This is a genomic window from Agrococcus sp. ARC_14 (assembly GCF_022436485.1).
In the GTDB taxonomy this organism is placed as follows: Bacteria; Actinomycetota; Actinomycetes; order Actinomycetales; family Microbacteriaceae; genus Agrococcus.
Genome location: NZ_JAKUDO010000001.1, coordinates 1,210,275 through 1,229,765, shown reverse-complemented (window position 1 = coordinate 1,229,765; position 19,491 = coordinate 1,210,275). Strand labels below are relative to the sequence as shown.

General features: G+C 70.6%; 23 protein-coding genes. 11 read left to right on the top strand and 12 right to left on the bottom strand.

The genetic code is table 11. The features are described 5' to 3' along the window. Positions 1–5: 5 nt before the first annotated feature. Both hxlB and MKD51_RS06130 read right to left on the bottom strand, forming a co-directional pair. Positions 6–590: a 6-phospho-3-hexuloisomerase gene (gene hxlB / locus MKD51_RS06135; protein WP_240239328.1), complete on the bottom strand. Its 585-nt coding sequence runs from the start codon at positions 588–590 to the stop codon at positions 6–8. Continuing rightward, a complete protein-coding gene (locus tag MKD51_RS06130) occupies positions 560–1,252 on the bottom strand; it encodes a ribulose-phosphate 3-epimerase (RefSeq protein WP_240239326.1) in 693 nt (230 codons plus the stop codon). The genes hxlB and MKD51_RS06130 overlap by 31 nt, the downstream gene beginning before the upstream one ends. Before the next feature lie 125 nt (positions 1,253–1,377). On the opposite strand from MKD51_RS06130, the gene MKD51_RS06125 reads away from it, so the two are divergent. Continuing rightward, the gene (locus tag MKD51_RS06125) at positions 1,378–2,643 is read left to right on the top strand and encodes an ROK family protein (RefSeq protein ID WP_240239324.1); all 1,266 of its coding nucleotides are present in this window, start codon (positions 1,378–1,380) and stop codon (positions 2,641–2,643) included. 68 nt (positions 2,644–2,711) lie between these two features. On the opposite strand, the gene ychF is transcribed toward MKD51_RS06125, so the two are convergent. Continuing rightward, positions 2,712–3,785: a redox-regulated ATPase YchF gene (gene ychF, locus MKD51_RS06120; protein ID WP_240239322.1), complete on the bottom strand. Its 1,074-nt coding sequence runs from the start codon at positions 3,783–3,785 to the stop codon at positions 2,712–2,714. Positions 3,786–4,024: 239 nt separating this feature from the next. Here ychF and MKD51_RS06115 point away from each other — a divergent pair, with 239 nt between their 5' ends. The 3 genes from MKD51_RS06115 to MKD51_RS06105 all read left to right on the top strand — a co-directional run bounded on the left by MKD51_RS06115 (position 4,025) and on the right by MKD51_RS06105 (position 5,496). Continuing rightward, positions 4,025–4,705 (top strand): FkbM family methyltransferase, encoded by a 681-nt coding sequence (locus MKD51_RS06115; RefSeq protein WP_240239313.1) that lies wholly within the window; start codon positions 4,025–4,027, stop codon positions 4,703–4,705. Between the two features lie 102 nt (positions 4,706–4,807). Next, positions 4,808–5,203: a hypothetical protein gene (locus MKD51_RS06110; protein ID WP_240239311.1), complete on the top strand. Its 396-nt coding sequence runs from the start codon at positions 4,808–4,810 to the stop codon at positions 5,201–5,203. A gap of 47 nt (positions 5,204–5,250) precedes the next feature. Then, on the top strand, positions 5,251–5,496 hold the full coding sequence (locus tag MKD51_RS06105) for an acylphosphatase (protein ID WP_240239309.1): 246 nt from the start codon (positions 5,251–5,253) through the stop codon (positions 5,494–5,496). 47 nt (positions 5,497–5,543) lie between these two features. Here the strand turns inward: MKD51_RS06105 and MKD51_RS06100 are convergent, their stop codons facing one another. Beyond that, positions 5,544–5,975, bottom strand: coding sequence for a PPOX class F420-dependent oxidoreductase (locus tag MKD51_RS06100; protein ID WP_240239308.1), 432 nt, complete (start codon positions 5,973–5,975; stop codon positions 5,544–5,546). A 188-nt stretch (positions 5,976–6,163) separates the two neighbouring features. Here MKD51_RS06100 and MKD51_RS06095 point away from each other — a divergent pair, with 188 nt between their 5' ends. Then, complete coding sequence (locus MKD51_RS06095; protein ID WP_240239299.1) at positions 6,164–7,228, top strand: Glu/Leu/Phe/Val dehydrogenase family protein; 1,065 nt, start codon at positions 6,164–6,166, stop codon at positions 7,226–7,228. A gap of 113 nt (positions 7,229–7,341) precedes the next feature. Then, positions 7,342–7,527 (top strand): hypothetical protein, encoded by a 186-nt coding sequence (locus MKD51_RS06090; RefSeq protein ID WP_240239298.1) that lies wholly within the window; start codon positions 7,342–7,344, stop codon positions 7,525–7,527. Positions 7,528–7,549: 22 nt separating this feature from the next. On the opposite strand, the gene MKD51_RS06085 is transcribed toward MKD51_RS06090, so the two are convergent. Continuing rightward, positions 7,550–8,131, bottom strand: a complete 582-nt coding sequence (locus MKD51_RS06085; protein ID WP_240239290.1) for a DinB family protein — start codon at positions 8,129–8,131, stop codon at positions 7,550–7,552. Between the two features lie 136 nt (positions 8,132–8,267). Between MKD51_RS06085 and MKD51_RS06080 the strand changes: the two genes are divergently transcribed. The 3 genes from MKD51_RS06080 to MKD51_RS06070 are packed head-to-tail and all read left to right on the top strand — an operon-like array spanning position 8,268 to position 10,566. Next, complete coding sequence (locus tag MKD51_RS06080; protein ID WP_240239288.1) at positions 8,268–9,173, top strand: DMT family transporter; 906 nt, start codon at positions 8,268–8,270, stop codon at positions 9,171–9,173. 32 nt (positions 9,174–9,205) lie between these two features. Beyond that, entirely contained in the window at positions 9,206–9,745 is a 540-nt protein-coding gene (locus MKD51_RS06075) for a PadR family transcriptional regulator (RefSeq protein WP_240239286.1), read from the top strand. Further along, a complete protein-coding gene (locus MKD51_RS06070; RefSeq protein WP_240239284.1) occupies positions 9,742–10,566 on the top strand; it encodes an alpha/beta hydrolase in 825 nt (274 codons plus the stop codon). The genes MKD51_RS06075 and MKD51_RS06070 overlap by 4 nt, the downstream gene beginning before the upstream one ends. On the opposite strand, the gene MKD51_RS06065 is transcribed toward MKD51_RS06070, so the two are convergent. From MKD51_RS06065 to leuC, 6 genes are read right to left on the bottom strand one after another with little or no spacing between them, the layout of a single operon-like run. After that, positions 10,563–11,717 carry a D-alanine--D-alanine ligase family protein gene (locus MKD51_RS06065; RefSeq protein ID WP_346986693.1) on the bottom strand — a complete coding sequence of 385 codons (1,155 nt, stop codon included), beginning with the start codon at positions 11,715–11,717 and terminating at the stop codon, positions 10,563–10,565. The two genes, MKD51_RS06070 and MKD51_RS06065, sit on opposite strands and share 4 nt — an antisense overlap. A gap of 2 nt (positions 11,718–11,719) precedes the next feature. Then, positions 11,720–12,718: an NAD(P)H-dependent glycerol-3-phosphate dehydrogenase gene (locus MKD51_RS06060; RefSeq protein WP_240239282.1), complete on the bottom strand. Its 999-nt coding sequence runs from the start codon at positions 12,716–12,718 to the stop codon at positions 11,720–11,722. Further along, positions 12,711–13,529 (bottom strand): lysophospholipid acyltransferase family protein, encoded by an 819-nt coding sequence (locus MKD51_RS06055; RefSeq protein ID WP_240239280.1) that lies wholly within the window; start codon positions 13,527–13,529, stop codon positions 12,711–12,713. Before MKD51_RS06055 ends, MKD51_RS06060 begins: the two co-directional genes overlap by 8 nt. Then, positions 13,529–14,845 (bottom strand): UDP-N-acetylglucosamine 1-carboxyvinyltransferase, encoded by a 1,317-nt coding sequence (murA, locus tag MKD51_RS06050; RefSeq protein WP_240240849.1) that lies wholly within the window; start codon positions 14,843–14,845, stop codon positions 13,529–13,531. The genes MKD51_RS06055 and murA overlap by 1 nt, the downstream gene beginning before the upstream one ends. A 41-nt stretch (positions 14,846–14,886) precedes the next feature. Further along, positions 14,887–15,495, bottom strand: coding sequence for a 3-isopropylmalate dehydratase small subunit (gene leuD, locus MKD51_RS06045; protein WP_240239278.1), 609 nt, complete (start codon positions 15,493–15,495; stop codon positions 14,887–14,889). 1 nt (position 15,496) lies between these two features. Then, a complete protein-coding gene (gene leuC / locus MKD51_RS06040) occupies positions 15,497–16,948 on the bottom strand; it encodes a 3-isopropylmalate dehydratase large subunit (protein ID WP_240239276.1) in 1,452 nt (483 codons plus the stop codon). 159 nt (positions 16,949–17,107) lie between these two features. Here leuC and MKD51_RS06035 point away from each other — a divergent pair, with 159 nt between their 5' ends. After that, the gene (locus MKD51_RS06035) at positions 17,108–18,112 is read left to right on the top strand and encodes a magnesium and cobalt transport protein CorA (RefSeq protein ID WP_240239274.1); all 1,005 of its coding nucleotides are present in this window, start codon (positions 17,108–17,110) and stop codon (positions 18,110–18,112) included. Between the two features lie 49 nt (positions 18,113–18,161). Further along, positions 18,162–19,151, top strand: a complete 990-nt coding sequence (locus MKD51_RS06030; RefSeq protein WP_240239272.1) for a malate dehydrogenase — start codon at positions 18,162–18,164, stop codon at positions 19,149–19,151. On the opposite strand, the gene MKD51_RS06025 is transcribed toward MKD51_RS06030, so the two are convergent. Next, the gene (locus MKD51_RS06025) at positions 19,148–19,363 is read right to left on the bottom strand and encodes a hypothetical protein (protein WP_240239270.1); all 216 of its coding nucleotides are present in this window, start codon (positions 19,361–19,363) and stop codon (positions 19,148–19,150) included. The two genes, MKD51_RS06030 and MKD51_RS06025, sit on opposite strands and share 4 nt — an antisense overlap. Positions 19,364–19,491: the final 128 nt, after the last annotated feature.

Sequence of the window (19,491 nt, the reverse complement as noted above, 5' to 3'; positions counted from 1 at the left end):
GCAGCTCACTCCAGGTTCGCGTGGTGCCGCCACAGGTCGTGCAGTGGCGTGCCGGATCGTTCGACCAGCATGAGTGCGATCGCGTCGCCAAGGAGCAGCAGGCACTGCTCGAACAAGCTCGTCATGGGCTGGGTCGAGGGAACCTCGCCCGGAAGCCCGAGCTTGGTCTGGACGGGCAAGCGGACGAAGAGAGCAGCGTGCTCGCGCATCGTGCTGTTCGGGTTCGCGCCGATGTGTGCAACTGCCGCTCCGAGTTGCTTGGCCTTTGCTGCGATCGCGACCGGGAACACACTCTCGCCGCTGCCAGATCCGACGATGAGCAGGTCGGCTGCTGTGATGGCGGGCTCCGTGACCTGGCCGACGACGACGGTGTCGATGCCGAGGTGAGCCAGACGCTTGGCAATGCCCTCGAGCGCGAGCTTGACCCGACCCACGCCAACGACGAAGACGCGGTCAGCTGCCAGGATGGCGTCGACCAGCGCCTCGACGTCTTGCGCGTCGACTCTCGACATCGCATCGCTGATCTCGCTGACGATGCGCGCCTGCGCAGCATCGAACTTCATCTGATCCCTCCGCCGGCGGCGATGCACTCGTCAAGGCGAGCGCGATTCTGCGCGAGCGTCGCATCCTTCGCGAAGAGGCTCGTGCTGCCGAGCACGAGGCTCGTCGCGCCGGCACGCACGAGGTCCGGCACGGTCGCGAACGAGACGCGACCATCGACCTGGACGTCGGCCGCAAGCCCCTGGTCGTCGATCATCCGGCGAAGTCGCGCCACCTTCTCGGTGGCGTACGGCACCTGCTTCTCAGCGGCGTTCGTGGCGTAGCCAGGATTGATGAGCATGAGGCAGACCGAGTCGACCAGCGGCAGTACAAACTCCAGCAGGGCGAGTGAGGTCGCTGGGTTCAGCGCGATGCCCACCTTCGCGCCTGCTGCACGGGCAAGGCCGATGAGGCGATCAACGTGCAGCGTCGTCTCGATGTGGAACGTCACCGAGTCAGCGCCGAGCGCGAGCATCTCCGCGACGAACCACTCATTGTCGGTGGTCATGATGTGCGCGTCGAACGGAAGCGTCGTGATCTGCCGCATGCGGCGGATCGTCTCGAGGCCCAGCGGCATGCTCGGACTAAAGCGGCCATCGAGCACGTCGACGTGGAGCGCGTCGACGCCGGCGGCCTCGACCTCGGCCATCGAACTCTCGAGGTTCGCGAGATCCGCGCACATGATCGATGCCGCGTACTGGATGCGTGCCACTGCAGAGAGTCCCGTCGTCGTCGACGCGTTGCTGGAGTTGCAACCGCGTGCCTCCAATGACGCTAAGCGACGTCATAGTGCATCTTCAACGACAGACTTTTGTTGCAGTATGTCATTATTGGCGGGTGTCCAGCACCCTGCCCAACCTGACATGGCCCTTATTGCCTGAAGGCAGCGTCGCCGCAGAGCACGCCGCGAGCAGCATCGCGCTTCGCGTCGCGTGCGCAGGAACGACGAACAAGGCGGAGCTGGTGCGGGCTTCTGGCATGCCTCGCTCGTCCGTCAGCGCGCACGTCGACTGGCTGCTGCACCGCGGTGTTCTCGCGCACGCACAGCAACGCCCGCGCTCTGGTCGGGGCCGACCCGCCGAGACTGTGGAGCTCAACCGCGATGCGGCTCACATCCTCGCTGTCGACATGGGGACGCAGGCGACGACCGCTGCGGTCGTCGATCTGCGCGGGCACGTCGTTGCCCGACGTCGCGTCTACCTCCCCACGTCGGGGCCGCCAGATGTCGCCCTCGACCGCCTGGCAGCGCTGCTGGGGGAGCTCCGTGACGAGGTGGCGATTGCACGACCCGTCGCGTTCGCACCGCGGCACGTCGCGGCCATTGCATTTCCGGCCAGGATCGATTCGCGCACGCAGGCGCCGCTGCGGCCCACCGTCCTGCCGTCGTGGGACGGGTACGACGTCGTCGGGCGACTCGAACAGCTCCTGGGTTGCCCGGTCCTGCTCGAGAACGACTGCGCCGTTCGCGCCATAGCCGAAGCCGGACTCCTGGGGCCTGAAGCGCTGCCGTTGCTGTCGGTGCAGCTCGGGACCGGCATCGGAGCGGGGATCGTCGACGGAGCAGGCGAGATCTACCGGGGCGCGAACGGTTCGGCTGGCGACGTCGGCCACATCCCGTGCGTCGCCGGCGGCGACACGCTGTGCGCTTGCGGGTCACGCGGATGCGTCGAGTCCGTGGCAGCTGTTCCGGCGATGCTGGCCAGGCTCCGCGCCATCGGGATCACCGACGACGACAGTGAACTCGAGGGGTCCGATCTCCTCGCCCATCTACTACGCAGACAGGACCCGAGAGCCACCCAGGTCGTCCGCGAGAGCGCAGAGATGCTTGGGGAGGTCGTCTCAGCCCTGTGCAATGTGCTCAACCCTCGACGTGTGGTCATCACGAGCGGACTCTCGAGCGTCACGCACGATCTCCTCGCGGGCGTGCGCAGCGTCGTCTACGCACGAACCCGCGCGCTTGCCACCAAAGACCTCGTCGTTGACTACAGCAGCATGGCTCCCGACCTCGGCATCGCTGGCGCGTACCTCCTGGGCCGGCGTCACCTCTTCGAGCCTGAACACCTGAAGCAGTTCCGAGCCGCCGAAGCCGCTCGAGACCGTTGACCAGGTCGCTTTCGCAGCGCTTGTGAGGCCAGGGCGCTGACGCGGGCGCACCCGCGGATCTCGATGAACTACACGTTGAAGCGGAACTCCACCACGTCGCCGTCAGCCATCACGTAGTCCTTGCCCTCGATGCGCACCCGCCCGGCTGCCTTCGCATCCGCCATCGTGCCGTGCGCATCCAGATCCTCGAACGAGACGACCTCTGCCTTGATGAAGCCGCGCTCGAAGTCGGTGTGGATGACGCCGGCGGCCTGCGGCGCCGTGTCGCCCTTGTGGATGGTCCAGGCGCGCGACTCCTTCGGACCAGCCGTCAGGTAGGTCTGCAGACCGAGCGTCTCGAAGCCGATGCGGGCGAGCTGGTCGAGGCCCGACTCGTCCTGGCCGAGCGACTGCAGCAGCTCGAGCGCCTCCGCGGGGTCGAGGTCGACGAGCTCCGACTCCACCTGCGCGTCGAGGAAGACAGCCTTCGCGGGCGCGACGAGCGCTGCCAGCTCGGCCTTCCTCGCGTCGTCCGAGAGCACTGCCTCGTCGACGTTGAAGACGAACAGCACCGGCTTGGCGGTCAGCAGGCCGAGCTCCCTGATGGGCGTGGTGTCGAAGCCGGCCTGCGACAGTGTCTTCCCTGCGTTCAGGATCTCGTTCGCCTCGACGGCGGCCGCCAGCGTGGAGGCGTCGACCTTCTTGCCCTTGACCTCCTTCTCGAGGCGCGGGATCGCCTTCTCGAGCGTCTGCAGGTCGGCGAGCATGAGCTCGGTGTTGATGGTCTCCATGTCGGAGGCGGGGTCGACCGCGCCGTCGACGTGCACGACGTCGCTGTCGCTGAATCCACGCACGACCTGTGCGATCGCATCCGCCTCACGGATGTTCGCAAGGAACTTGTTGCCCAGCCCCTCGCCCTCGCTCGCGCCCTTCACGATGCCGGCGATGTCCACGAACGAGAGTGCGGCGGGCAGGATGCGCTGCGAGCCGTGGATCTCGGCCAGTCGCGTCAGGCGCGCATCCGGCAGCTCGACCACCCCGATGTTGGGCTCGATCGTTGCGAACGGGTAGTTCGCCGCGAGCACGGAGTTCTTGGTGAGAGCGTTGAAGAGGGTCGACTTGCCCACGTTGGGGAGTCCGACGATGCCGATGGTGAGTGCCACGACAGACCAGCCTAGCGAGCGGCTCGCCGTGCCACGGACGCCGGTGCCGTGGGAATCGACAGCGAGTCTGGATAGGGTGCCGTCACGGCACAGCGGCCGCTGTGATGATCTCGGGGGGCGCAGTGCGCGATGGCATGACAGCAGTGAGCGAGGTGGCCCCGCCACGACGCGGTGGTCGGATGTCCTGGCTCGCCGCCGGTCTGCGCAGCGCGGCATCGCGGCGAATCGTTGAGCCAGAGGTGCTCGGACTGCAGCACCTGGTGCGACCGGGCGACGTGTGCCTCGACATCGGTGCCGCATACGGCATGTACAGCTACCCGCTGGCCGAGCTGGTCGGAGTGCACGGGGCCGTGCACAGCTTCGAGCCGCAGCGCAACGCGCACTGGCTGCTCCGCGCAGGACGCGTGCTGGCGGGCGCCGATCGGATCCACCTGACGCGATCCGGCATCGGCCGCGTGGCCGGCGAGTTCGAGCTGATGGTGCCGATCAGGTTCGGCTTTCCGATCCACGGGCATGCGCACCTGCACGATGGACTCGTGACACGACCGCAGAAGCAGCGGTGGCACTCGCGCACCAAGCGCATCCGCGTCCCCGTGACCACGGTGGACGAGGTCTGCGCACTGCGCGGCATCGAGCGGGTGCACTTCATCAAGGTCGACGTCGAGGGGTTCGAGCCGAGCGTGATGCAGGGTGCGGCATCCGTGATCGAACGCGATCGACCCAGCCTGCTGCTCGAGATCGAGGATCGACACCTCGCACGGTATGAGACCACCGCTGCAGACTTCAGCGCCAGCCTGCGCGCTCTCGGCTACTCGATGCACACCTGGCGGGGCGGTCGATGGGAGCCGACGGAGCGAGTCGTCGTCGGCATTCGCAACTACCTGTTCGCCACCGACGAGGCGTGGAACCGAACCGCCTGAGCGGGCGACGCCGGGGGTTGTCGGTCGCGACGGGCGCGCGTAGCGTCGCGATCACAGCGACGAGCGGCGACGGGCCCTCGCGACGGCAGAGGGGCGATGCACATGGCCGACGAGCAGCACACGGACCCGGACTTCGACCGCAGGCAGGGCGACCCGGTCTTCCACGAGCAAGCGCCCGCCGACAGCGGCTCTGCAGGCTCCTTCGCCACCCGACACAACGAGTTCCCGCCGGGTGAGGGTCACGACGCCGCCGCGCACGACCCGAGCACGGGCGCGCCGGTGCACGGCGACGGCACGCCCAACGCGGAGCTGCCGGCCCAGTGGGCGCAGGGCGGTGACGCGGACCAGGATGGCGCCTCCGGCCTGGACCCGGCCGCCCAGGAGACGCAGGAGGGCGAGATCGCGCACGGCGAGCATCATGCCGGCGGCCAGGCCCGCGAGGCGCACCCCGAGCCGGCCCAGCACGCCGACCCGGCGCCCGGGGAGCCCGAGCGCTGAGCAACCACACCCCTGGCGCGACCGACCGCATCCGCCGCCGCTTCGTCGTGCACGGCAGCGTGCAGGGCGTCGGGTTCCGCATGGCCGCGGCCGCCGAGGCACGTCGGCTCGGCCTCGCGGGCAGCGCACGCAATCGCTTCGACGGCACGGTCGAGGCAGAGGTGGAAGGTGCGGCGGATGCGGTGGCCAACATGGTCGCGTGGCTCTCGCACGGTCCGACCTCAGCGCGGGTCGAGCGACTGGACGCCGACGACATCGAGCCACGCGGCGACGAGGGATTCCGGATCGCCTGACGCACGTGCGGCGCGCGGAGCGCGAGCCGAGTCCGCGCGGGTGTGGCCTAGGAGATGCGCACGCGCGTCGGGCGGATGCGCAGCTGCAGTCGCTCGGCACCCTGGTCGTCGGCGGTCCACGCGACGCCGTGGTAGCGCGGCCAGATGCGCTGCACGAGCGTCGACTCGGGGTCGGGCACGAGCTCGGCGAGCCCGCGCACCTCGATGAAGCGCTCCGGCTCTTCGCGGTCGACGACCAGCACCGTGACGCGCGCGTCGCGCAGCGCATTCTTCGTCTTGCGGAGTCGTCGCTTCACGGGGATCACGACCAGCCCATCGACCAGATCGACCCAGGTCGCCGTCACCTGCGGCGAGCCATCGGGCTCGAGCGTCGCCACCGAGGCGATGTGCGCGCCGAGCAGCAGGTCGCGGTGCGACTCCGGGATGGACTCACCGCCCTCGGCGGGATCGGTCCGGTCGGTCTCCTGCGCGTTCGACATCGTGACTCCTCACGTCGTCCACGATCCTCGCACGCCGGTCGAGCTGCGCACTTGCGCGCACGCCTTCCGCACGGGACTGCGCACCTCGCGCAACTTGCGCGAGCCTGCTTGCGCGCATCGCGCATCCCCACCAAGATCGATGCAGCCGCGCGACCCGCGGCATCCCAGCACTCAACGAGGAGAGCACCATGAGCGCCATCCCTGAGTTCACGCACGAGCGCGTCCTGACATCGCAGGGCGCCCGCAGCGGGCTCGTCATCACCGTCGCACTGCATTCGAGCGCACTCGGGCCCGCGCTCGGCGGCTGCCGCATGTGGACCTACCCGACCTGGGCGGACGGGCAGGCGGATGCGCTGCGGCTCTCCGCGGCGATGACGCTCAAGAACGCCGCAGCCGGCCTCGACGCAGGTGGCGGCAAGTCGGTCGTCGCGCTCCCCATGGGCGAGCACGTCGACGGCGACCGCCGCCGGGCGGCGCTGCTCGACCTCGGTGACCTCGTCGAGGCGCTCGACGGTCGCTACCGCACGGCGGAGGATGTCGGCACGACCGAGCACGACATGCTCGTCGTGCGCGAGCGCACCGCGCATGTCGTCGGCCTCCCCGCCGAGAACGGTGGTGCCGGGGAGCCGGCCGGCGCCACGGCGCTCGGCGTCTACTCGTCGGTCGCGCCGACGCTCGAGGCCGCGTTCGGCTCGGAGCAGATCGAGGGCCGCTCCTTCGTGATCTCCGGTCTCGGCCAGGTGGGCGGCCGCCTCGCGCGCATGCTCGCCGGCCACGGCGCCGAGCTGATCGTGACGGACATCGATGCCCGCAAGCAGCAGCTCGCCACCGAGCTAGGCGCCCGCTGGATCGCCCCGGAGCAGGCCCTCACGACCCCGGCCGACGTGCTGGTGCCCGCAGGTCTCGGCGGCATCCTCACCGACGAGGCGATCGACGCCCTGCCCGTGCGCGCCGTCGTCGGCCCGGCCAACAACCCGCTCGCCGAGCGCTCCGGCGCCGCGCGGCTGCAGCAGCGCGGCATCGTCTACGCGCCCGACTTCGTGGTGAACGCCGGCGGTGTCATCCACCTGCAGGGCACAGCAGACGGCCTCGACTGGCCGACGATCGCCCAGCGTCTCACAGGCATCGGTGACACCCTGCGCGGCGTCTTCGCGGCAGCCCGCGAGCACGGCAGCACCACGCTCGAGGCTGCCGAGGCGATCGCCAACGCCCGCATCGACGCGGCCCGCGCGCGCCAGACCGTGAGCGCCTGACGCATCCGCGGAGGGTCAGAGCACGCCTTGATCTGACCCATGGCGCGACCGCGTGGGCGGGCGTACGGTCGAGTCAGGCGCGGCGACGGAGCCGTGCCGGAGGAGGCACGGCCATGAGCGATGAGCAGCGCACCCACGAGCCGCAGCCGACGCATCGGCGCCACAGCAGCGCGCAGGACGAGGGCGTGATCGCGAGCGGAGCGCACGGCGGGCATCACGTGCAGCAGCCGACGGTCGGCGAGGATGCGAAGGAGAATCCGGCGGAGGGCTGGGACCCGGAGTCCTCGGCGCAGGCCTGACCCAGCGCTCGTCGGCGGGCGGCTACTCCCCTGCGGCCTCAGCTGTCGCGCGCAGTCGCGCCACGTATGTCGCCCACCACGCGGCGTCGCCGTCTGGCAGGTTCGAGACGCCGTCGCGCAGGCCCGTGCGGCCGTCGATGGTCTCGCGCAGGATGTCGGCGTGGCCCGCGTGCCGGGCGATCTCGGCCGTGAGGTGCACGATCAGCCGCCCCATGGTCGTCTCGCCCCGATCACCCCACCATGCCACGTGCGCGGGTGCCTCGAGCGGCAGCGCCTCGAGCGTCGCGTCGGCGTGCGCCCACGCGCGGTCCCAGAACGCCAGCACGCCCGCCATCGTCTCGTCGGGGCTCGCCCACATGTCGGCGTTCGGCTCGGCGTCCTCCTCCGTCCACGGCATCCGCTCCGGGAAGGGGCGCCCGACGCACTCGCCGAGGTAGCCGGCCGAGACCGAGGCCACGTGCTTGACCAGGCCGAGCAGATTCGTGCCGGTCGGCGTCATCGGCATGCGCGCGTCGCGTTCCGAGACGCCATCGAGCTTCCAGCGCAGCGTGTCGCGCTGCAGCAGGAGGTAGCGGATCAGCATGGCCTTGTGGTCTTCACCCATGCGAGGCATCCTGCCACCTCGACGATCGACCAGCCGCGCCGCTCTCCGGGGCGCGAGGGCGGCGTGGCGGGATCTCGACGGCCTGCGACCGTACACGGCCTCACGGCTGTCACCGGTGACACCTAGGCTCGTGCTCATGACCGACGCCCCGCCCCGCGAACGGCTGCTCGTCATCGGCGCCGTCGTGGTGGCAGTGCTCTCGTGGGCGTCGGCATTCCTCGTGATCAGGGCCGTCGCGAACGACTTCGACCCGGGGGCGCTGACGCTCGGCAGGCTCGCCGTCGCCGCGCTCGCACTCGGCGCCGTGCAGCTGGTGCGCGGCGCCTGGGTGCCGCCGACCCGCCGCGAGTGGCTGCTGCTGGGCGTCTTCGGCGTCTCGTGGTTCCTCATCTACAACCTCGCGCTGAACGCAGCAGAGCACGAGCTCGACCCCGGCACCGCGGCGCTGCTCGTCAACGTCGCGCCGCTGATCGTCGCGCTGGTGGCCGGCACGCTGCTCGGCGAGGGGTTTCCGCGCTGGCTCATCATCGGCGCGATCGTGGCGTTCGGCGGCATCGCGCTCATCGGCGTCGCGACGGCGAGCGGCGCGCTGAGCGTCGTGGGCGTGGTGCTCGCGCTCGTCGCCGCCGTCACCTACGCGATCGCGGTGCTCGTGCAGAAGCCGCTGCTGCAGCGGCTCCCCGGCCTGCAGGTGACCCTCATCGGCGTGGCGATCGGCGTAGCCGGCAGCCTGCCGTGGAGCGGATCGCTCATCACGCAGCTCGCCGTCGCGCCACCCGCGGCGACCGCGGGCCTCGTCTACCTGGGGCTCGTGCCGACGGCGGTCGCCTTCCTGGCCTGGGCGTACGCGTTGCGCCGCATGCCGGCGGGCAAGCTCACCACGACGACCTACCTCGTGCCCGTCATCGCGACCGTCGCGGCCTGGCCACTGCTGGGCGAGGTGCCACCGCCGCTCGCGCTGCTCGGCGGCCTGCTCTGCCTCGCCGGCGTGGCGCTCACGCGGCTGCCGACGGGTGTCAGGACGCGTGACGCTGCTAGTTGACAAGTCTCCTAGCACCGTGCTCGACTGAGCACGTGATCCTCTCGCGCATCATCCTGGGCCTCCTGGCCATGGCCCCGATGTCGGGCGCCGACCTCAAGCGGCACTTCGACACGACCGTGCACCACTTCTGGGCAGCCGACAAGGCGCAGATCTACCGCACCCTCGCCGCGCTCGTCGACGAGGGGCTCGCCAGCGTGACCGTGGTGCCGGGCACCACCGCCCCCGATCGCCAGGAGCACCGGCTCACCGACACCGGGCTTGCAGCGCTCGTCGCCTGGCTCGGCGCCGATCTGGAGCGCCAGCCCGAGCGCGACGCATTCATCGCTCGCCTCTTCCTCGCCGAGAGCCTCGACGAAGACGGTGTCGCCCGACTGGTCGCTCGTCGCCGCCAGGCCGCGCTCGAGCAGCTCGCGGCGCTCGAGGCCCTGGAGGCCGCGACGCCGGCCGCGCGCACCCGCGGCGAGCGCCTGCGGCTCGCCACCCTCGACCACGGCCTGCGCCACACTCGCACCGAGCTCGACTGGCTCGACAGCCTCGATGCCATCGCCGCTGCCGAAGGAGCACAGCGATGACCATCCACTTCTCCGAGCTGCACCCGGCATCCGTCTCCTCCCCCACGACCGCCGACGCCGCAGCGCCCCGCCCCGTCGTGCTGCTGCACGGCGGCAACGTCGCCAACTGGATGTGGGAGCCGCAGCTGCCCGCGCTCACCGACCGCCTCGCGATCACGCCCCACCTGCCCGGCTTCGGCGCCCGCACCGCCGAGCCCTGGCCGGGCCTGCCTGCCGCCGCCGACGACATCGCCGCGCGCATCCGCTCGCTCGCCGGCGGCGATCCCGTCGACCTCGTCGGGCTCTCGCTCGGCGGGGTGCTCGCGCTGCACCTCGCGGCCCGCCATCCAGACCTCGTCGCTTCGGTGCTCACGAGCGGTGCCGCGGTCGAGCGCGTCGGCGGGATGGCGCGCGCGACCTCCGCCCTGCAGCTCGCGCTCTGGGAGCAGCGCTGGTTCTGGAAGGCGCAGGCCGTCGCGTTCGGCCTGCCGGAGGACTCGCACGAGCCCTACGTCGAGCACGGACTCTCGGTGCGGCGGGAGACAGCGCGCGCCATGCTCGCCGAGGTCTATGCCGGCGGGGTGCCGAGCGGCCTGGGTGCCGTGCGGGCGCGGATGCTGCTGGTCGCAGGAGAGCGGGAGCCTCGCGTCATGCGGCGCTCGCTCGAGACCCTCCGGCGGACCGTGCCGCACGCCGCGACGCGCATCGCCCCCGGTATGCACCACATCTGGAACGTGGAGGACGCCGCGCACTGGAACGAGATGCTGCGCGACTGGCTCGACGGCCACGTGCACGACTGGCTGGCGCCGGCTGAGCCCCGTGGGGCCGGACTTCGCGACTAGCGATCTGCCTGCAGCCCCAGCTCGATCAGCTCGGTGATGAGCTCGCCGTAGCCGATCCCCGAGGCCTGCCACACGACCGGGAACATCGAGATCGAGGTGAAGCCGGGCATCGTGTTCACCTCGTTGAGCACGATGCCGTGCTCCGGTGAGACGAAGAAGTCGACGCGCGCGAGGCCGGAGCCATCGATCGCCTCGAACGCGTGGATGGCTGCCTGCTGCAGCGCCTGGACCGTGGCGTCGTCGAGATCGGCAGGGCACTCGGTGCGCGCCGTCGACAGGCCCCGGTACTTCGCGTCGAAGTCGTAGAAGGTGCCCTCGTCGAGCACGATCTCGCCCGGCAGCGAGGCACGCGGACGATCGCCGTCGTGCCCGCCGAGCACGCCGACCTCGATCTCGCGGCCCGAGACTCCCGCTTCCACGAGCACACGGGTGTCCTCTGCGAGCGCGAGCGCCATCGCGGCGTCGAACTCGACGATCGTCCCGACCCGGCTGACCCCCACCGAGGAGCCGGCGCGCGCGGGCTTCACGAACACAGGCATCGGGAAGTCGCCCAGGCGTGCCCGCACAGCCTCGCGGTCGGTCGCCCACTCGTGGCGCGACACCGTCATCCACGGTGCGACCTTGATGCCCGCGTGCTCGATGACGGTCTTGGCGAAGTGCTTGTCCATCGCGACCGCGCTGGCGAGCACGCCGTTGCCGACGTAGGGCACGTCCATCAGGTCGAGCATGCCCTGCACCGTGCCGTCCTCGCCGAAGCGGCCGTGCAGGATGGGGAACACGATGTCGACGTCGACCAGCTGGCGCACGGCACCGGAGGCATCCGTCACCGTGATCGCCCGCGAGGTGCTCGAGTCGGGCAGCAGCACGGCCTCGCCGCCGGTGACCTCCGGCACGCGCTCGAGCGCGAGCGCGGCGGGGTCGTCGGCCTGCAGCACGAAGCGGCCCTCGCGGGTGATGCCGATCGGCACCACCTCGAAGCGGTCGCGGTCGATGTGCTCGAGCACGCTGCCAGCGGTCGCGCACGAGATGGTGTGCTCGCTCGAGCGGCCGCCGAACAGCAGCGCGACTCGGGTCTTGCGGGTCGGCTCGGCGTCCTGCGCAGGCACCTGCTGCACAGGCTCAGCGCGCTCCGGCTGGTCTCGCTCTGGCACGGTCACTCCTCGATCGGCTCGTCGTCGGTCGTCAGGTGTGGTGCGATGTCGCGCGGGTCCATGCCGCCGTCGAGCACCAGCTTCACCTGCTCGAGGATAGGCATCCGCACCCCCTTGGCGGCTGCGAGCTGTGCGACGGGGTCGACGGATGCGAGGCCCTCTGCCACCTGCTCCATGCGGGCGACGACGTCGGTGCGGGAGTAGCCCATGCCCAGCAGGCGGCCGGCGGTGAAGTTGCGCGAGAGCGGTGATGCGCAGGTCGCGATGAGGTCTCCGAGGCCGGCGAGGCCGGCGAGCGTCTCGCGCTCTGCGCCGTGCGCGACGGCGAAGTCGGTGACCTCCGCGAGGCCGCGGGTGATGATCGACGCCTTCGTGTTCTCGCCGTAGCCGACGCCGTCGACGATGCCGATCGCGAGCGCCACCAGGTTCTTCAGCACGCCGCCGAACTCGGTGCCGATCACGTCGGTGTTGATGAAGGAGTGGAAGTAGTCGTTGCGGGCGCGCTTCGCGACCGCGCGCGCCGTCTCGGCGCTCGTCGAGGAGACCACGGCCGCCGTCGGATGCTCCTGCGCGATCTCGAGCGCGAGGTTCGGGCCCGAGACGACCGCGATGCGTGCGCTGTCGAGCTGCAGCTCCTGGGCGATGACCTCGCTCATGCGCATGCGCGACTCCGCCTCGACGCCCTTCATGAGGCTCACGATCGGAACGCCAGGCTCGATCGCCTCACCGTGCTCACGCAGCAGCTGACGAAGCTGCTGGCTGGGCACCGCGAGATAGACCTGGGATGCGCCGGCGAGCGCGAGGCGGATGTCGCTCGTCGCGCGCAGGGTCGCGGGCAGGGTGATGCCCGGCAGGTAGCGCGTGTTGCGACGGGCCTCGTCGATCTCGCGCGCGGCCTCCGGCCTGCGCGCCCACAGCACGGTGTCGGCCCCGCCGTCTGCGAGCGCCTTGGCGAACGTCGTGCCCCAGCTGCCTGCGCCCAGGACGACGGCGTCAGCCATCCTTCGGCTCCGGTGCGTCACCGGTGCCCGCGGCCGCGTCGGTCCCGCCGCCGGGGCCATCGACGAAGCGGCCCGTGGCCGCCTGCCCGTGGGCGGATGGGTCGTGGCGCTGAGCGGGCGGGGTCTCGCCGCGCAGCTCGCCCAGGAGCCCCGCGATCGCATCCATCACGCGGTCGGTCGCTGCGTTCATCGCCCGCTGGTCGGTGCGCCCCGCGAACTCGGAGAGGTCGACGGGCGGGCCGAAGAGGATCTGGATGTGCTTGCGGGGAAACGGGCGGATGCCCTTGCCGTAGCGCGGCATGAGGTGCTGCGTGCCCCAGTGGGCCGCCGGGATGAGCGGCACCCCTGCCTCGAGCGCCATGCGCACGGCGCCCGTCTTGCCGCGCATGGGCCACAGCTGCGGGTCTCGGGTGAGCGAGCCCTCCGGGTAGATGATCACGCCGAGCTCGTCGCGCACCAGGGTGCGCGCGGCATCCATCGCCTGCCCGTGCGCGCTCGGCCGACCGGTGCGCTCGACGGGGATCTGGCCCGCCGCCTTGAGGATGCGCCCGACCACCGGGATCTCGAACAGGCTCGCCTTGGCCATGAAGCGCGGCACCCGGCCCGACTTCCAGATGGCGATCGCCATCACGATCGGGTCGATCTCGCTGTAGTGGTTCGGCGAGAGCACGAACGCGCCCGTCGTCGGGATGTGCTCGTGGCCGCGGATGTGCAGCTTCGCCATCGCCATCATCGGTGGGATGACCGCCGCGGCGAGCCCGCGGTAGACGCCGCTGAGCTCGCCCTTCGGCGGGCGGCCGGGCAGCGCCATCAGCCCTCCACGTCGAAGTCTGCGCCCAGCGTCTCCAGCTTCTCGATGAAGCGCTCGTAGCCGCGGGCGATGATGCCGACGTTCGAGATGCGGCTCGTGCCCTCTGCCGTCAGCGCGGCCACCAGGTGGCTGAAGCCGCCCCGCAGGTCGGGCACCGTGATGTCAGCGCCGTGCAGCTCGACGGGGCCGGCGATGACGGCGGAGTGCTCGTAGTTGCGCTGCCCGAAGCGGCACGCGTGGCTCCCGAGGCAGTCGGTGTGGATCTGGATGCGCGCACCCATCTCCACGAGCGCCTCCGTGAACCCGAAGCGCTGCTCGTAGACCGTCTCGTGCACGATCGAGATGCCGTTCGCCTTCGCGAGGGCCACGACGAGCGGCTGCTGCCAGTCCGTCATGAAGCCGGGGTGCACATCCGTCTCCACCACCACGGGCTTCAGGTCGCCACCGGGGTGCCAGAAGCGGATGCCATCGTCTTCGATCTGGAAGGCGCCGCCTGCCTTGCGGTAGACGTTGAGGAAGGTCGTCATCTCGGGCTGGCGTGCGCCCTCGAGGAAGATGTCACCGCTGGTCGCGAGCGCCGCGCAGGCCCAGGAGGCGGCTTCGTTGCGATCGAAGAGCGCCGTGTGGCTGTAGCCGACGAGCTTGTCGACGCCCTCGATGCGGATGGTGCGGTCGGTGTCGACCTGGATCTCGGCGCCCATCTTCTGCAGGATCGCGATGAGGTCCATGATCTCGGGCTCGACGGCGGCGCCGGTGAGCTCGGTGCGGCCCTTCGCGCGGACGGCGCCGAGCAGCACCTGCTCGGTCGCGCCCACCGAGGGGTACGGCAGGTCGATCTTGGCGCCGTGCAGCCCGTTGGGCGCCGTCATCCGGATGCCGCTGGGCAGCTTCTCGACGACCGCGCCGAAGTTGCGCAGCACCTCGAGGTGGAAGTCGATCGGGCGATCGCCGATGTGGCAGCCGCCGAGGTCGGGGATGAACGCCTCGCCCAGCTGGTGGAGCAGCGGGCCGCAGAAGAGGATGGGGATGCGGCTGGAGCCGGCGTGCGCGTTGATCGACGTCTCGTGCGCGGTGCGCACGTTGGCCGGGTCGAGCCGCAGCGTGTCGCCGTCGCGCTCGACCGTGACGCCGTGGAGCTCGAGCAGGCCCTGCACGACGCGGACGTCGCTGATCTCTGGCACGCTGCGCAGCTCGGAGGGCCCCTCGCCCAGCAGCGCCGCGACCATCGCCTTGGTGACGAGGTTCTTGGCACCCTTCATCTGGATGCGCCCCATGAGTGGCTTGCCGCCGCGCACCGTGATGCGGTCGACGTTCATGCCGACGGCTGCGCCGGCGCTCTTGCTGAACTCTGTCAGGTTCACTGGGTTCCTTCCCTGACGGGCTGCGTCGTGGGCATCCATGCAGGACGGTCGGCTTCGAAGGCCGTGATCGCGGCTTCGTCTCGGAGTGTCAGAGCGATGTCGTCGAGGCCCTCGAGCAGGCGCCAGCGAGTGTAGTCATCGATCTGGAAGTCGTGGGTCGCGCCCGCGGCGGTCGCGGTGCGCGCCTCGAGGTCGACCGTGACCTCTGCGCCGGTGGTCTCACGCGCTGCGGCCCAGAGCGCCTCGAGGGAGGCCTCCGAGATCTGGCCGACGAGCAGGCCCTGCTTGCCGGCGTTGCCGCGGAAGATCTCGCCGAAGCGCGGGCCGAGCACGGCCGTGAAGCCGAAGTCGCGCAGCGCCCACACGGCGTGCTCGCGGCTCGAGCCGGTGCCGAAGTCGTGCCCGACGACGAGGATGCCGCCGTGCTTGTAGGGCTCCTGGTTGAGCACGAAGTCGGGATCCTGCCGCCACGAGTGGAAGAGGGCGTCGTCGTAGCCGGTCTTCGTGACGCGCTTGAGGAACACCGCGGGGATGATCTGGTCGGTGTCGACGTTGGAGCGCTCCAGCGGCACGATCGTGCCCGTCAGGCTGCTGATCTTCTCCATCTCAGGCCTCCTCGACCGTCGTCGTCGCATCCGCGACGTGGTGCTCGCCATGCTCGAGATCCCACGGGCTCGAGAGGGTGCCGCGGATCGCGGTCGCCGCCGCCACCAGCGGCGAGACCAGGTGCGTGCGGCCACCCTTGCCCTGGCGGCCCTCGAAGTTGCGGTTCGAGGTGGATGCGCAGCGCTCGCCGGGCGCGAGCTGGTCGGGGTTCATGCCCAGACACATCGAGCAGCCCGCGAAGCGCCACTCCGCGCCGAACTCCTTGAAGACCGTGTCGAGGCCGAGCGCCTCTGCCTCGAGCCGCACCCGTGCCGAGCCCGGCACGACCATGACGCGCACCCCATCCGCCTTCTTCTTGCCGCGGATGATGTCGGCGGCGGCGGTGAGGTCCTCGACGCGCGAGTTCGTGCAGGAGCCGATGAAGACGGTGTCGACCGGGATGTCCTTGAGCTTCGTGCCCGGCTGCAGATCCATGTACTCGAGCGCACGCTCGGCGGCGGCGCGGTCGTTCGGGTCTGCGAACGACTCGGGAGCCGGCACCTCGCCGGAGAGCGAGGCGCCCTGACCGGGATTCGTGCCCCAGGTGACGAAGGGCTCGAGCTCGTTCGCGTCGAGGAGGATCTCTGCGTCGAAGACCGCGTCGTCATCGGTCGGGAGTGACTTCCAGTACTCGACCGCGGCATCCCAGTCGGCGCCCTTCGGTGCGTGCGGCTTGTCCTTGACGTAGGCGAAGGTGGTCTCGTCGGGCGCGACCATGCCGGCGCGGGCACCCGCCTCGATCGACATGTTGCAGATCGTCATGCGGCCTTCGACCGAGAGGGCGCGGATGGCGCTGCCGCGGTACTCGAAGACGTAGCCTGCGCCGCCGCCGGTGCCGATCTTCGCGATCACCGCGAGGATGATGTCCTTGGCGGTGACGCCCGGGCGCAGCTCGCCCTCGACGTTGATCGCCATCGTCTTGAAGGGCTTGAGCGGCAGGGTCTGCGTGGCCATGACGTGCTCGACCTCGCTCGTGCCGATGCCGAAGGCCATCGCCCCGAAGGCGCCGTGCGTCGAGGTGTGCGAGTCGCCGCAGACGACCGTGATGCCGGGCAGCGTGAGGCCCAGCTGCGGGCCGACCAGGTGCACGATGCCCTGCTCCTTGTCGCCCAGCGAGTGGATGCGCACGCCGAACTCGGCGGCGTTCGTGCGCAGCGTCTCGATCTGCTTGCGGCTGGTCGGATCCTGGATGGGCTTGTCGATCTCGAGGGTCGGCGTGTTGTGATCCTCGGTCGCGACCGTGAGGTCGGTGCGGCGCATCGGGCGACCGGCCTGGCGCAGCCCGTCGAAGGCCTGCGGGCTCGTGACCTCGTGCACGAGGTGGAGGTCGATGTAGATGAGATCGGGCGCGCCGTCCTCGCCCTTCACCACGACGTGGTCGTCCCACACCTTCTCAGCGAGTGTCTTGCCCATATCGATCTCCCCACACGGACGGGCCCGAACTGCCCGTCTGCAAAGTCTACGCGGGGGTGCAGTCCCGCTCCTCTGCAGGCGAACAGCCCGGCGCGGCCGCGCATTCCGCCTGCTGCGCCTATATTGCGAGCGTGACCGACTTCCGCGAAGGCCCCCGCGATGCCCATCGCTGACGCATCCGTCTGGGCCGGCGGCGCCCGCGTGGTCGAGGATGTGGCCTTCGACCGCGTGTTCGAGACGGCGTCCGAGCGCGGCGGGTTCGCCTGGATCGACCTGGTGGAGCCGAGCGAGCAGGAGCTGCGAGCGGTCGCCGACGAGCTCGACCTGCATCACCTCGTGGTCGAGGATGTCGTGGCGCGCGGCCAGCGGACGAAGCTGGAGACCTACGGAGCGCTGGACTACTGCGTCGTGCATCGGGTGCTGCATCGGGGCGACGAGCTCGTCGACCGCGAGGTGCACGCCATCGTGACCGACCGCTGCATCGTGACGATCTCGTGGGGCGGCAGGCGTGGACTCGCGCGCGTGCGGGACCGCGTGCGGGCCGGCATGGGCGCGCTCGAGGCCACGCCGCAGACGGTGCTCTACGCCGTGCTCGACGAGGCCGCCGACGAGCTCGACGTGCTGGCGAGGGAGGTGCACGAGCAGATCGAGGGCGTCGAGGATGTCTTCTTCGGCCAGGAGCATCCGCCGACCGTCGACATCTATCGGGCGATGCGTCGGGTGCTCGCGCTTCAACGTGCCGCGGAGCCGATGAGCGCTGTGGTCGGCCGGATGGCCGAGCGGATCGGCGAGGAGCACCTCGAGCTGCGGCGCCACCTCCGCGATGTCGACGACCACGCGCGCCGCACCGCGGCCAGGCTGGCGGGCGACCGCGACCTGCTGGCGAGCATGCTGCAGCTGGCGTCCGCGCGCGTGGCCGAGCGGCAGAACGACGAGATGCGAGCCATCACCGAGCAGCAGATCCTGCAGAACGAGCAGATGAAGAAGATCACCTCATGGGCGGCGATCATCTTCGCGCCCACGCTGATCGCCGGCATCTACGGCATGAACTTCACGCACATGCCAGAGCTGCACTGGCTGCTCGGCTACCCGTTCGCGGTCGCGCTCATGGTCGTCTTCGCCGGCGGCCTCTTCCTGGCGTTCAAGCGGCGGCACTGGCTCTGAGCGCGCGACCGCCCTGGCGACGCGTCGCCGCACGCGCCAGGATGGGGGCATGACCGCACCCATCACCGTCGCCGTCACCGGCGGCGCAGGCCAGATCGGCTACCAGCTGCTGTTCCGCATCGCCGCAGGCGACATGCTCGGGCCCGAGCAGCCCGTGCGGCTGCGCATCCTCGAGATCCCCGACGCGCTGCCCGCGCTCGACGGCGTCGTGATGGAGCTGCACGACGCGGCGTTCCCGCTGCTGGCGTCGGTGGACACGACCGCGGATGCGGCGGTCGCCTTCGAGGGGGCCGATCACGCGCTGCTCGTGGGCGCGAGGCCGCGCAGCAAGGGGATGGAGCGCGGTGATCTGCTGGCGGCCAACGGCGCCATCTTCGCCGCGCAGGGACGCGCGATCCAGGAGCACGCGAGTGCCGGCATCCGCATCACCGTCACGGGCAACCCGGCCAACACGAACGCCCTGATCGCGGCGGCTGCGGCGCCGGACATCCCGCACGAGCGCTTCTCGGCGCTCACGCGCCTCGACCACAACCGGGCGATCGCACAGCTGGCCGCGAAGACCGGCGCGGCCGTGGCCGACATCCGCCGCATGATCGTGTGGGGCAACCACTCGGCGACGCAGGTGCCCGACGTGACGCACGCGCTCGTCGCCGGGCAGCCGGCGGTCGACCTGGTGGAGCGCGCCTGGGTGACGGGCCAGTTCGTGCCGACGGTCGCGAACCGCGGCGCGGCGGTCATCGAGGCGCGCGGCGCGTCGTCCGCGGCATCCGCGGCCTCGGCGACGGTCGACCACGTGCGCTCATGGGCGCATGGCACGGCGGCAGACGACTGGACCTCGATGTCGGTGATCTCGCGGGGCGAGTACGGCGTGCCGGAAGGGCTCGTCTCCTCGTTCCCCGTGACGACCGCGGGCGGCGAGTGGTCGATCGTGGAGGGTCTGGCCCTCGATGCCGACGTGCGCGCCCAGCTCGACGCCTCGGTCCAGGAGCTCTCCGGCGAGCGCGACGCGGTGCGCGAGCTCGGCTTCCTCGACAGCTAGCGGAGGATGTCGCCGAGCCAGCCGCGACTGCCGCGCTGGCCACCGCGCTGCCCGTTCTGCTGACCGGCGCGCTGCTGCACCGTGCGCAGCACCTTGTCGGCGATGCGGCCGACCGTGTCGGACGAGCCAGACGGCTGGAGGCCGAAGCCGGGGTTCTGGCCGGGGACGGGCGCAGGCTGTGCCCCGGCCATGCGCGAGACCTCACGCGCCACGCACGTCCTGCTTGTCTCATCCGCCTGGTGACCGTATGCTCGAGAGCAATAATCGAAGCGACTGTTCATATAACGAACGCGCACCGACGATGACGTCAGTCGTCTCACACAGGAGTGAGGAAGCAGCC